A 12274-nucleotide genomic window follows, 5' to 3' on the forward strand; every position below is an offset into this window, starting at 1 on the left:
ATCGGGCACACCGCCACCCGAGAGGGCGAGGTACCTGACGATCGGCAGCAGTGCCGCCCCGCCGTCCGCCGATAGCGTCGGCCGAATGGAACGACCTCGTTCGGCGCGGCTCGCCCGGGGCGCCCTCCTCTGGGCCGCCCTCGCCCTTCCCGCGCTCACGGCGGACCGGATCGGGCTGAACGAGCCGCGCACGGCCTGGCAGCAGGCCGCCGGGGTGGTGGTGCTGGCCGCGGCCGTCGGCCTGTCGCGGCGGCTGCCGCCCGCCGCCTTCGGGCTGACCGCCGCCCTGAGCCTGGTGGCCGCCCCGGCCCTGTTCACCGTCTCCTACGGCGCGGCCCTCGGCGTGTTCGCGCTGCTCCTCGGGCTGAGGGCGGCCCGGGCCCGCCCCGCGGCGCTGTGCTTCGCCGCCATCGGCTGTGCGGGCACCGCGCGGATCGTGCTCGCCGGGGTCGATCCGGCCCCCGAGTGGCTGGTCATGACGGGCACGCTGCTCTTCGGCTGTGTCTTCCCCTGGCTCGGCGGGCGCTACTGGCGGCAGAGCCGCGAGCTGGCCGCGGAGGGCTGGCTGCGGGCGGCCCGGCTGGAGGACGAGCAGCGCCTCGCCGAGGAGCGCGCCCGGCTGCGCGAGCGGTCGCGGATCGCCCAGGACATGCACGACTCCCTCGGCCACGAGCTCAGCCTCATCGCCCTGCGCGCGGGCGCCCTCCAGGTCGCCCCCGGCCTCGCCGGCGAGCACCGGACGGCGGCGGCCGAACTGCGCGCGGCCGCCGCCGACGCCACGGACCGGCTGCACCGCGTCATCGGCGTCCTGCGGGAGGACGACGACGAGCCGGTGCCGCTGACCCCCGCGGGCGAGACCCTGGAGCAACTCGTCGCCCGCGCCGCGGAGTCCGGACTCCAGGTGCGCTGGGAGCAGCCCGCGGGGCAGGGCACGGCCGCGGCGGCCGGCGGGCTCGCCGAACGGCTGCTGTACCGCGTGGCCCGGGAGGCGCTGACCAACGCCGCACGGCACGCACCGGGCGCCCCCGTGGTCGTGGCGGTGACCGGCCTGGCCGGGGGGACGTCCGTCACTCTCACCAACGGCCCGTCCACCGAGCGCAGTTCCCGGCCCTCTGGAGGCGGCACGGGCCTGCTCGGGCTGCGGACCGCCGTGACCGCCGTCGGCGGGGAGTTCGAGGCGGGCCCGCAGGGGGAGGGCTTCCGCGTCAGGGCGTACGTCCCCGCCCAGCACGCGACCAGTCCGGTACGCCCCGACCCAGCTCCGTTCACCCACGCCCGCCGCCGGGTCGCCACCGCCCTCTGGACCGCGGCCGGTCTGGGCGCCGTCCTCGTCAGCGCCGCCTTCGGCTGGTACGCGTACGTGGAGAAGCACTCGGTGCTCGCCCCCGCCGCGTACGCGAAACTGCGCCTGGGCGCCCCGGCCGCCGAAGTCAGGCGCGTGCTGCCCGAACGGGACGTGCGCGACCCGCCCGCCGAGCGGGCCGCGACACCGGCACCGGAGGGCGCCGACTGCCGTTACTACCGGGCGAGCGGTGAGCTGTTCGTCTCCGTCGACCACTTCAGACTGTGTTTCGACGCCGGGCGGCTCGTCGTCAAGGACGTGGTCCCGCGTGCCGGCCAGTCCGGCGAAGGACGGGAAGAACACAAGGAGTTCCCACAGTGATCCGTGTGCTGCTGGCCGACGACGAGGCGATGGTGCGGGCCGGGGTGCGCGCCATCCTGGGCAGCGGCGGCGAGACGGAGGTCGTCGCCGAGGCGGGCGACGGCCGCGAGGCAGTCGAGCTGGCCCGCGCCCACCGCCCGGACGTGGCCCTGCTCGACATCCGCATGCCGCGCCTGGACGGCCTCACGGCGGCGGACGAGATCGTGCGGACCGTGCCCGGCACGGCCGTCGCGATGCTCACCACCTTCTCCGAGGGTGCCTATGTCACCCGCGCCCTCGGCGGCGGAGCCACCGGGTTCCTGCTGAAGTCCGGGGACCCGTACGAACTGATCGCCGGTGTACGGGCGGTGGCCGCGGGCGCCGCGTTCCTGTCGCCGAAGGTGGCCCGGTACGTCATCGACGAGGGCCTCGGCGGCGGCCGGCTCACCCGCGAGGCGCGGGCGCGCGCCCGCGTATCCGCCCTGAGCCCCCGCGAACGCCAGGTGCTCGGCCTGGTCGGCGCCGGCCTGTCCAACCCGGAGATCGCCATCCGGCTGCATCTCGTCGAGGGCACGGTGAAGGCGTATGTCAGCGCGGTCCTGGACCGGCTGGAGGTGCGCAACCGCGTGCAGGCGGCGATCGTGGCGTACGAGGCGGGACTGGTGGAACCGTGACGCCCCGTCGGTTCAGGGCCGCGCGTGCTTCCCGTACGACGGTACGGGCGCCGGGCCCGGTCCGGTGACCCACCGCGCGGCCGGTGCCGGCGAGCCGCGCATCGCCCCGGCCAGCCGGGTCATCGGACCCGTGCCCAGCCGTACGGCGACGAGGGCGACGAGTATGCCGAGGCCCAGCCCCGCGACCACGTCGTGCGGATAGTGCACGCCGACGAAGACCCGGGAGAAGGCCATCAGCAGGGCAAGCGGGGCCGTCAGCCACAGGAGTGCCCGCCGGACCAGGGCCAGGGCGACGGCCGCGGCGCCCGCGATCGTGGCGTGGTTGGACGGGAAGGACCAGTCGCCGTGCGGCGGACACTCGGCCAGGGACACCGCCGCCCCGGCGACCGCCCGGCACGGACGCTCCTGCGTGACAGCGGACTTGAGCACCTCACTGCACACATACGCCACAGCCGTGGCCAGAGGTGCAAGGGCCGCGATCGCGAACGCGCGGGAGGTGTCGCGGCGGGCACGCCACCAGGCGGCGGCGAACAGCAGGGCGAAGACCAGCAGTCCGGCCTCCGTCCATAACCCGGCCCCGTGCTGTATCCACATCGGTGAGCCGTCGGCGAAGTCGGTGATGTCGCGGTAGAGCGCGCTGTCCTCGAAGTCCATGCTCACGGACGGTAAGTGACGACACGATCTCGTCACACCCAGCGATCGTCGGGTGCCGTACCTGACGAAAGACAGGGGTGAGGCGGCTGCCTCCGGCATGATGATCCGGAAAAGTTGTGAGCCTGAGCGGCGGGTGGGACCGGCGAACGTGCCGATCTCTCGTAAGGTTTGCGCCGTGGGATCTCTGCGCAATCCGGTCGGGCCGCTTCCCTCCTCCATCTACTGGCGTCGGAGGGTCGTACTGGTGTCCGTGGCTGCCCTGTTGGCGCTGCTGACCACCTGGCTCGTGACCATGGGCGGCGATGGCGGCAACGACCGCGACAACGGCGCCAACGGCAAGAATCCCGCGCCCTCCATCACTCCCGGCCCGTCGAACTCGGGCCCGGCGATCAGCCAAGCGCCCGGCGGACGCGACGAGTCGGGCGACGAGGGCTCCGGCGGCTCGTCGTCCGGGTCCGGGGCAGGGGCAGGCGGCGGTTCCGGTGACGGTACGGGCGGGGGAGCCGCAGACGGTTCCGGCACGGGTTCCGGCGGTGGTTCCGGCGGTGGTTCCGGCTCAGGCGGGTCCGAGGGATCGATCGGGTCGGGCCTCTCCGGCGGTGCCGGTGGCTATGACGGCGGTACCACGGTGGGCGGCGTCGGCGCGGGCGACACGCTGCCGGCCGGTTCCATGCTCCCCAACTGCACCGCGAGCATGGTCAAGTTCAGCCTGCGCAGCCAGCACAACAGCTACGACCCCGAGCAGACACCCACGTTCCTGCTGACCGCGCGGAACGTCTCCGGCCACGACTGCAAGATCGATCTCGGGCCGAAGAACGCCGTGTTCACCATCACCGAGGCGAGCGCCGACGACGATTACTGGTCCTCCAAGGACTGCCCCAGGGTCGCAGGCAGCCGGCTCTACCGCGTTCCCGCGGGCAGCGGCATTACCTACGCGCTGAAGTGGGACCGGGGCCCAGCGCCCCCGAGTGCGCCACGCCTCCCTCCGGGTCGGCCGGGGCGGGGACGTACCTGGTGGAAGCCAAGGCTCCGGGCTACGCGAAGGTGCAGACCTCGTTCGTGCTGAAGAACGATTAGCCGCTTGTCGTTCAGCCGGCCGCGTGACCTTCATGCGTGAGGGGGGTGTTCCCGACCGGGAACACCCCCCTCACGCGTCAGCGGCGCCGAAGGCTAGACGTACCGCTCCAGGATCGACGACTCCGCCAGCCGCGACAGGCCTTCCCGCACGCTGCGCGCCCGGGCCTCGCCCACGCCGTCCACCGTCTGGAGGTCGTCGACGCTCGCGGCGAGCAGCTTCTGCAGGCCGCCGAAGTGCTCCACGAGGCGGTCGATGATCGCGCCGGGGAGCCGGGGCACCTTGGCGAGGAGGCGGAAGCCGCGCGGGGACACCGCCGAGTCCAGCGTCTCGGGCGAGCCCGTGTAACCCAAGGCCCGCGCCACGATGGGCAGTTCCAGCAGCTCGGCGTGGGTCAGGGCGTCGAGCTCGGCCAGGGCCTCGTCGACCGTGCGGGACCGCTTGGCGGTCGGCTCGGGGACGTAGTCCCGGACGACCAGCTCGCGCTCGGGCTCCACGCCGGCGATCAGCTCGTCGAGCTGGAGGGCCAGCAGGCGCCCGTCCGTGCCCAGCTCCACCACGTACTCGGCGATCTCCGTCGCGATGCGGCGCACCATCTCCAGGCGCTGGGCCACCGCCGAGACGTCCCGGACGGTCACCAGGTCCTCGATCTCCAGGGCCGACAGCGTGCCCGCGACCTCGTCGAGGCGGAGCTTGTAGCGCTCCAGGGTGGCGAGGGCCTGGTTGGCGCGGGACAGGATCGCCGCCGAGTCCTCCAGGACGCGGCGCTGGCCGTCGACGTACAGGGCGATCAGCCGCATCGACTGGGAGACCGAGACGACCGGGAAGCCGACCTGCCTGCTGACGCGGTCCGCGGTGCGGTGCCGGGTGCCGGTCTCCTCCGTGGGGATCGTCGGGTCCGGGACCAGCTGCACGCCCGCGCGCAGGATCTTCGACAGGTCCGAGGACAGCACGATGCCGCCGTCCAGCTTGCACAGCTCGCGCAGGCGGGTCGCGGTGAACTCGACGTCCAGCACGAAACCGCCGCTGCACAGGGCCTCGACCGTCTTGTCGGAGCCCAGCACGATGAGACCGCCGGTGTTGCCCCGGAGCACGCGCTCCAGGCCGTCACGCAGGGCGGTTCCCGGTGCCACGGCGCTCAGTGAAGCGCGCATCAGGCCATCGGTACCGGCACTCCCACCGGATTTTCCGGGAGCTGCTGCCCGGTCGTTGGCTGCCACTGCACTCCTCCGGTCGCAGGTTCTGGGGCGCCCCGTGTCGCACACTTGGTTCGCACGGACGGGCGAGACCTGGGCAAAGTCTACCGGCGACCCTCCTCGTCCTGTGGGGCCTCTCGGCGACGGGACCGGGGAAGGACCCGCAGCGCGTCCCCTATGTCCGAGACTTCCAGAACCTTCATACCCGCGGGGATCTTGCCCGGGTCGCCCGGTACCAGGGCGTGTGTGAAGCCCAGACGGTGGGCTTCCGCCAGCCTGCGCTGCACGCCCGTGACCCGTCTCACCTCGCCCGCGAGGCCGACTTCCCCGATCGCGACCAGGTTCTTGGGGAGAGGTGTGTCACTCGCGGCGCTCGCCAGGGCGAGGGCGACGGCCAGGTCCGCCGCGGGCTCCGAGAGCTTCACGCCGCCGACCGTCGCGGAGTAGATGTCCCGCTTGCCCAGGGCGCTGATCCGGCCGCGCTGTTCCAGCACCGCCAGCATCATCGAGACCCGGGAGGTCTCCAGGCCCGAGGTGGTGCGGCGCGGGGAGGGGATCTGCGAGTCGACCGTGAGCGCCTGGACCTCGGCGACCAGCGGGCGGCGGCCCTCCAGGGTGACGGTCAGGCAGGTGCCCGGGACTGGTTCGGCGCGACGCGTCAGGAAGAGTCCGCTCGGGTCCGCGAGGCCCGTGATGCCCTCGTCGTGCAGTTCGAAGCAGCCGACCTCGTCGGTGGTGCCGTAGCGGTTCTTGACGCCTCGTACCAGGCGGAGGCGGGCGTGCCGGTCGCCCTCGAAGTGCAGGACCACGTCCACGAGGTGTTCCAGCAGGCGCGGTCCGGCGATGGCGCCGTCCTTGGTGACATGGCCCACGAGCAGGGTGGACATGCCGCGTTCCTTCGACGCCCGGATCAGGGCCCCTGCGACCTCCCGCACCTGGGCCATGCCGCCGGGCGCGCCGTCGATCTCCGGGGAGGCCACCGTCTGCACCGAGTCCAGGATCAGCAGCGACGGCTTCACCGCGTCCAAGTGGCCCAGCACCGCCGCCAGATCCGTCTCGGCGGCCAGGTACAGATGGTCGTCGATGGCTTTGATGCGGTCGGCGCGCAGCCGGACCTGGCTGGCCGACTCCTCGCCCGTGACGTACAGCGTGCGGTGCTCGTCGCTCGCCGACTTGGCCGCCACGTCGAGCAGGAGCGTCGACTTGCCGACGCCCGGCTCGCCCGCGACCAGCACCACCGCGCCGGGGACCAGTCCGCCGCCGAGCACCCGGTCCAGCTCGGGCACGCCGGTGGAGCGGGCCGTCGCCCGGCGGACGTCCACCTGGCCGATGGGCAGGGCGGAGGTGGTGACCCTGCCCGGAGCCGTCGTACGGACCGCGGGCGCGCCGTACTCCTCGACCGTCCCCCAGGCCTGGCACTCGGGGCAGCGGCCGAGCCACTTCGCCGTCTGCCACCCGCACTCCGTGCAGCGGTAGGACGGACGGTCCTTGGTGGTCTTCGTACGGGCAGCCATGGACGAAACCGTAGCCGCAGGCACTGACAGCGCGGGGACCGGAGGGCGCGGCCGGCTGCGCGCCAGGGCCCCGCCACCCCGCGCCAGCGGCGGAACAACTGGTTCCTGTCCCCTATTGAGGGATCGTTTCACCCGTACGGATTAAATGTGCTCAAGCCGCCGGAACGTAACACTCCCGGCCCCCTACGGTCGCCGAATGACGAGCAGTACGCCGGAGATCTCGACCCGCTCGGCCGGCGCCCACCGGGCGCACCGGGAAGCGCGTGACCGCGGTGCGGCGCGCACGCTGGTGCAGCGGCCGCCCGCGCGCTACGAGCCCTACCTGGACGGCCTGTTCACCTACTGCCTCTCCGTGCTGTGCGACCACGACGCCGCGACCGCCGCCCTGGGCGACGTCCTCGCCCTCGCCGAACGCCGAGGCCGGCATGTCCCCGAGGCGCCCGCGGACCGCAGGGCCTGGCTGTACGCGCTGGCCCGCTGGGCATGCCTGCGAGGGCTGGCCGAGGCCAAGCAGAAACGTACGAGCAGCCACGCCGCGGGCCGTGCACAGCGCCCCGATCCCCCGGCCGTCCCGGCCGTCTCCGAGGAGGTCCAGGAGCGGCGCCGCGGCGAACTCGCCCTGCTGGCCTGGCCGGAGGCAGCCGGCACCACCCCGGAGCAGCGCGAGGCGCTCGAACTGGCCGTGCGCCACCACCTCGCCGCCCACGAGGTCGCCGCCGTCCTCGGCATGGACCTCGCCGCCACCCGCGACCTGCTCGCCTCCGCCGCCTGCGAGGTCGAACGCACGCGTGCCGCCCTCGCCGTGGTCGAGACCGGGGCGTGCCCGAGCGTCGCCCACCTCGTCGGCGACGACCGGCTCGTGCTCGGCACCGCCCTGCGCCGCGAGCTCGTCCGGCACGTCGACGACTGCCCGCGCTGCCGCCGCACCGCCGAGCGCGCCATCCCCGGCCGCTGGCCCGGCACCAGCGTCACGCCCGCCGCGCTGCCCGTCCTGCCCGCACCCCTCGCGGCCCTGCACGTGGCCATGGCCCACCCTCCACGCGCGCGTGGAGCGGCCCCCCGCTTCGACCGGCGCGGCTACCCGATGGACCCCAAGGACCGCGCCGCCCGACGGGACCGTCTCCGCGCGCGTGCCGTCACCACGACCGTCGTCGCCACCGTCGTGGCCGCCCCCGTCCTCGCCCTGTGGGCCGCCTACCGGGGCACTCCCGTGGGCGAGGCCCAGGACGGCCGCTCCGCCTCCGCGCTCGAGGTGGACGATCCGCTGGGCCTCGACGGCGAGATGGCGGGCGGCGGCTACGAGAACACCGGCAACGCCAGCACCAGACCCGGCCCCCGCTTCGGCAAGAACGGCAAGGCCGACGTGTCCGTGGAGGTCATCGGCGTCGCCGTCGCCGGCCGCGCGAGCACTCTGGACGTCACGGCGGACAACACGGGCGACACAACCCTGATCACTCTTACCGCCACGGGCCCGTCCCCGGTCCGCTGGTCCGCCTCCACGGGAGCCCACTGGCTCTACCTCAGCCAGTCCTCGGGAACGCTCCGGCCCGGCGAGTCGTTGACGATCAAGGTGTACGTCGACCATCTGCGGGAGCCCGCCGGCCCCTGGCACGCGCAGGTGGCGGTGGCACCCGTCGGCGCCGTCGTCCACATCGAGGGCTTCGGCACCGCGCCCACCCCCGCCGATCCCGGCCCCGGCCCGGACCCCCACCCCAGCGACCCGCCCCCGCACCAGCCGGACCCGACGCCCACGACCTCGGCGCCCGACCCCGACCCGACGCCGACCACCCCGCCCCCGTCACCCGACCCGGACCCGACGCAAACGGCCCCGGACCCGGACCCGACCGACCCGACGGACTCGACACCCCCGCCCTCGGAGGGCGACGACCCGAGTCCGTCCACGTCCTAGGGACGGTCGTCAGTCCGCCGGATCCGCCGGATGCGGCGCCAGCAACGGCAGCTGCGAGGCCAGCCGCTCCTCGCACAGCTCGACCAGCCGGTCGTAACCCGCCTTGCCCATCAGCTCGATCAGCTCCGGCCGGTAGGACACGTACACCGGGTCGCCCGCGCCGTGCGCCGAGGTCGCCGACGTGCACCACCAGTGCAGGTCATGCCCACCCGGACCCCAGCCGCGTCGGTCGTACTCACCGATCGACACCTGCAGCACCCGCGTGTCGTCGGGCCGGTCGATCCACTCGTACGTCCGCCGCACCGGCAGCTGCCAGCACACGTCCGGCTTGGTCTCCAGCGGCTCGCGGCCCTCCTTCAGGGCGAGGATGTGCAGCGAGCAGCCCGCGCCGCCCGGGAAACCGGGCCGGTTCTGGAAGATGCACGACCCCTGGAAGGGGCGCGTCTGCCGGTCGCCGTCCTCGTCCTCGGAGATCCAGCCGCTGCTCGTGCCCTCGGCGTGGTTCTGCCAGATGTCCGGCGTGAGCCTCGCCACATGCCCGGCGACCCGCTTCTCGTCGTCCTCGTCGGAGAAGTGGGCACCCAACGTGCAGCACCCGTCGTCCGCGCGGCCGGCCTGGATGCCCTGGCAGCCGCTGCCGAAGATGCAGTTCCAGCGAGAGGTCAGCCATGTCAGATCGCAGCGGAAGACCTGCTCGTCGTCCGCCGGATCAGGAAACTCCACCCACGCGCGGGCGAAGTCCAGGCCCTTCTCGTCGGACACCGCGGCACCCGATGACTCTTCGCGCTTCGATTTGTCGCGCTTCGCCTTTTTCGTCTTTGGCACATGACCAGGGTACGGGCCTTGTGCCCACACCGAGGACGGCGGACGGTTCGGCTGGCAGTAGCGTTCCGTACATGAGACTCGGTGTCCTCGACGTGGGATCGAACACGGTGCATCTGCTCGTGGTGGACGCGCATCCCGGCGCGTGCCCGTTGCCCGCGCACTCGCACAAGGCGGAACTGCGCCTCGCCCAGCTCCTCGACGACGACGGCGCGATCGGCCCGCACGGCGTCGACCAGCTGGTCTCGGTCGTCCAGGAGGCGCTCCAGGCCGCCGAGGACAAGGGCGTAGTGGACCTGCTGCCGTTCGCCACCTCCGCCGTGCGCGAGGCCCGCAACGCCGATGACGTCCTCGCGCGCGTGCGCGCCGAGACCGGCGTCGAGCTCCAGGTCCTCACCGGCGAGGAGGAAGCCCGCCTCACCTTCCTCGCCGCCCGCCGCTGGTTCGGCTGGTCGGCCGGAAAACTGCTGGTCCTGGACATCGGCGGCGGCTCCCTGGAGGTCGCCTACGGCATCGACGAGGAGCCCGACGCGGCCGTCTCGCTGCCGCTCGGCGCCGGCCGCCTCACCTCCGGCTGGCTGCCCGGCGACCCGCCCTCCCCGGACGACGTCCGCGCCCTGCGCCGCCATGTGCGCACCGAGATCGCCCGCACCGTCGGCGAGTTCAGCCGCATCGGCTCCCCCGACCATGTCGTGGCCACGTCGAAGACCTTCAAGCAGCTGGCCCGCATCGCCGGCGCCGCCCGCTCCGCCGAGGGCCCCTACGTCCAGCGCGAGCTCAAGCGGGAGTCCCTGGAGGCCTGGGTCCCGAGGCTGGCCGGTATGACGGAGAAGGAGCGGTCCGAGCTGCCGGGCGTCTCGGAGGGCCGGGCGAACCAGCTGCTGGCCGGTGCCCTGGTCGCCGAGGGCGCGATGGACCTGTTCGGCGTCGAGCGCGTGGAGATCTGCCCGTGGGCGCTGCGGGAGGGTGTGATCCTGCGGCGCCTGGACCACATGGAGTCCGCGTAAGAGAGCATGGAGTCCGCGTAAGAGAGCTGCGAAGGACATGCACCCCCGCCGTCACCCCCGCCGTGGCAAACACCACAACGGCGAAGAGGCCCCCCGCCCCGCCCCGACCACACCCCGTAATCTGTCCTGCATGGCAGAGCCAGCCGTAAAGATCCCGGACGCGAAGGTCGCCCTGTCGACGGCCTCGGTCTACCCGGAGTCGACGGCCACGGCCTTCGAGATCGCCGCGCGCCTCGGCTACGACGGGGTCGAGGTCATGGTCTGGACGGACCCCGTGAGCCAGGACATCGAGGCCCTGCGCAGACTCAGCGACTACCACCAGATCCCCGTCCTGGCCGTCCACGCCCCCTGCCTGCTCATCACGCAGCGCGTCTGGTCCACCGACCCCTGGACCAAGCTCCAGCGGGCCCGCGCGGCGGCCGAGAAGCTCGACGCGAGCGCCGTCGTCGTGCACCCGCCCTTCCGCTGGCAGCGTCAGTACGCCAGGGACTTCGTCGCCGGGATCTGGCGCATGGCGAACGAGACGGATGTGCGATTCGCCGTCGAGAACATGTACCCCTGGCGCTACCGCGACCGCGAGATGCTGGCGTACGCCCCCGACTGGGACGTGACGAAGGACGACTACCGCCACTTCACGATCGACCTCAGCCACACCGCGACGGCCCGCTCCGACGCGCTCGACATGGTCGACCGCATGGGGACCGCCTCGGCCACGTCCACCTCGCCGACGGCAGGGGATCGGCCAAGGACGAGCACCTGGTGCCCGGCCGAGGCAACCAGCCCTGCGCCGAGGTGCTGGAGCGGCTCGCCCTCACCGGCTTCGACGGCCATGTCGTCATCGAGGTCAACACCCGCCGCGCCATGTCGAGCGCGGAGCGGGAAGCCGACCTGGCGGAGGCCCTGGCCTTCACACGCCTGCACCTGGCCTCGGCGGCGAAGGTGCCACGACGATGAACAACCGGCCCTCGGCCAGGCCCGGCACGGGCACCGGCACCGGCACCGGCACCGGCACCGGCACCGGCACCGGCACCGGCCCAACCGGACCCGGCAGCGGCACGGGCACCGGACCCGGCACCACCGGACCCGCCACCGGCACCGGACCGGGCACCACCACCCCCCGCCGCCGTGGCCGCCCCCCGCGCGCGGAGTCGGCCGACACCCAGGACCGCATCCTGACCGCCGCCCGCGAGGAGTTCTCCGAGCGCGGCTACGAGAAGACGTCCGTGCGCGGCATCGCCAAGGAGGCCGGGGTCGACCCGGCGCTCGTGCACCACTACTTCGGGACAAAGGAACAGGTCTTCGAGGCGGCGGTCACCCAGTCCTTCGCCCCCGCCTTGGAGGCACCGAAAGCCATCGAGGAGGGCCCGCTCGACGCCGTGGGGGAGCGCCTGGTCCGCTTCTTCTTCGGCGTCTGGGAGAACCCGGCGACCCGCGCGCCCCTGCTCGCCATCGTCCGCTCCGCCGTCACCAACGAAACGGCCGCCGCCGTCTTCCGCCGCATCGTCGCCACCCAGGTACTGCGCCGTATCGCGGGCCGCCTGGATCTGCCGGACGCCGAACTGCGCGCCGAGCTGGCCGCCGCCCAGCTCGTGGGCACGGCCATGCTGCGCTACGTCATCAAGGTCGAGCCCCTGGCCTCGGCGGACCCGGAGCAGATCATCGCGCGCCTGGCCCCGGTCGTACAGGGACATCTCACCGGCCCCTGAGCGGCCCACGACCGCTGCCGACGAGACAGTGCATCCCGCATTACGGACACTCCGTCCCGCCCTCTGGATGACCGG

General features: G+C 73.3%; 9 protein-coding genes and 2 pseudogenes. 7 read left to right on the forward strand and 4 right to left on the reverse strand.

Annotated features, from left to right (window positions below; translation table 11 throughout):
* Nucleotides 1–85 precede the first annotated feature (85 nt).
* Both ACQEV8_RS24960 and ACQEV8_RS24965 read left to right on the forward strand, forming a co-directional pair.
* On the forward strand, nucleotides 86–1663 hold the full coding sequence (locus ACQEV8_RS24960; RefSeq protein ID WP_432964085.1) for a sensor histidine kinase: 1578 nt from the start codon (nucleotides 86–88) through the stop codon (nucleotides 1661–1663).
* On the forward strand, nucleotides 1660–2316 hold the full coding sequence (locus ACQEV8_RS24965) for a response regulator transcription factor (protein ID WP_432964088.1): 657 nt from the start codon (nucleotides 1660–1662) through the stop codon (nucleotides 2314–2316). The genes ACQEV8_RS24960 and ACQEV8_RS24965 overlap by 4 nt, the downstream gene beginning before the upstream one ends.
* Before the next feature lie 12 nt (nucleotides 2317–2328).
* On the opposite strand, the gene ACQEV8_RS24970 is transcribed toward ACQEV8_RS24965, so the two are convergent.
* Nucleotides 2329–2970 (reverse strand): phosphatase PAP2 family protein, encoded by a 642-nt coding sequence (locus ACQEV8_RS24970; RefSeq protein ID WP_432964091.1) that lies wholly within the window; start codon nucleotides 2968–2970, stop codon nucleotides 2329–2331.
* Nucleotides 2971–3145: 175 nt separating this feature from the next.
* Between ACQEV8_RS24970 and ACQEV8_RS24975 the strand changes: the two are divergent.
* Nucleotides 3146–4047, forward strand: a pseudogene (locus tag ACQEV8_RS24975) (hypothetical protein).
* A 93-nt stretch (nucleotides 4048–4140) separates the two neighbouring features.
* Here the strand turns inward: ACQEV8_RS24975 and disA are convergent.
* Both disA and radA read right to left on the reverse strand, forming a co-directional pair.
* Nucleotides 4141–5265, reverse strand: coding sequence for a DNA integrity scanning diadenylate cyclase DisA (gene disA, locus ACQEV8_RS24980; RefSeq protein WP_215119785.1), 1125 nt, complete (start codon nucleotides 5263–5265; stop codon nucleotides 4141–4143).
* A gap of 80 nt (nucleotides 5266–5345) precedes the next feature.
* The gene (gene radA / locus ACQEV8_RS24985; RefSeq protein WP_432964096.1) at nucleotides 5346–6755 is read right to left on the reverse strand and encodes a DNA repair protein RadA; all 1410 of its coding nucleotides are present in this window, start codon (nucleotides 6753–6755) and stop codon (nucleotides 5346–5348) included.
* Nucleotides 6756–6951: 196 nt separating this feature from the next.
* On the opposite strand from radA, the gene ACQEV8_RS24990 reads away from it, so the two are divergent.
* A complete protein-coding gene (locus ACQEV8_RS24990; protein ID WP_432964099.1) occupies nucleotides 6952–8664 on the forward strand; it encodes a BACON domain-containing protein in 1713 nt (570 codons plus the stop codon).
* Nucleotides 8665–8673: 9 nt separating this feature from the next.
* On the opposite strand, the gene ACQEV8_RS24995 is transcribed toward ACQEV8_RS24990, so the two are convergent.
* Nucleotides 8674–9489: a hypothetical protein gene (locus tag ACQEV8_RS24995; RefSeq protein ID WP_432964102.1), complete on the reverse strand. Its 816-nt coding sequence runs from the start codon at nucleotides 9487–9489 to the stop codon at nucleotides 8674–8676.
* Nucleotides 9490–9560: 71 nt separating this feature from the next.
* Here ACQEV8_RS24995 and ACQEV8_RS25000 point away from each other — a divergent pair, with 71 nt between their 5' ends.
* The 3 genes and pseudogenes from ACQEV8_RS25000 to ACQEV8_RS25010 all read left to right on the forward strand — a co-directional run bounded on the left by ACQEV8_RS25000 (nucleotide 9561) and on the right by ACQEV8_RS25010 (nucleotide 12199).
* Nucleotides 9561–10493 carry a Ppx/GppA family phosphatase gene (locus tag ACQEV8_RS25000; protein WP_432964105.1) on the forward strand — a complete coding sequence of 311 codons (933 nt, stop codon included), beginning with the start codon at nucleotides 9561–9563 and terminating at the stop codon, nucleotides 10491–10493.
* Between the two features lie 130 nt (nucleotides 10494–10623).
* Nucleotides 10624–11447, forward strand: a pseudogene (locus tag ACQEV8_RS25005) (sugar phosphate isomerase/epimerase family protein).
* On the forward strand, nucleotides 11444–12199 hold the full coding sequence (locus ACQEV8_RS25010; protein WP_432964108.1) for a TetR family transcriptional regulator: 756 nt from the start codon (nucleotides 11444–11446) through the stop codon (nucleotides 12197–12199). Before ACQEV8_RS25005 ends, ACQEV8_RS25010 begins: the two are co-directional and overlap by 4 nt.
* Nucleotides 12200–12274 lie beyond the last annotated feature (75 nt).

Source organism: Streptomyces sp. CA-179760 (assembly GCF_050937045.1).
In the GTDB taxonomy this organism is placed as follows: Bacteria; Actinomycetota; Actinomycetes; order Streptomycetales; family Streptomycetaceae; genus Streptomyces.

Coding starts and splice junctions, on each gene's coding strand:
- ACQEV8_RS24960 (WP_432964085.1), top strand. CDS start 86: ATGGAACGACCTCGTTCGGCGCGGCTCGCCCGGGGCGCCCTCCTCTGG.
- ACQEV8_RS24970 (WP_432964091.1), bottom strand. CDS start 2,970: ATGGACTTCGAGGACAGCGCGCTCTACCGCGACATCACCGACTTCGCC.
- radA (WP_432964096.1), bottom strand. CDS start 6,755: ATGGCTGCCCGTACGAAGACCACCAAGGACCGTCCGTCCTACCGCTGC.
- ACQEV8_RS24990 (WP_432964099.1), top strand. CDS start 6,952: ATGACGAGCAGTACGCCGGAGATCTCGACCCGCTCGGCCGGCGCCCAC.
- ACQEV8_RS25000 (WP_432964105.1), top strand. CDS start 9,561: ATGAGACTCGGTGTCCTCGACGTGGGATCGAACACGGTGCATCTGCTC.
- ACQEV8_RS25010 (WP_432964108.1), top strand. CDS start 11,444: ATGAACAACCGGCCCTCGGCCAGGCCCGGCACGGGCACCGGCACCGGC.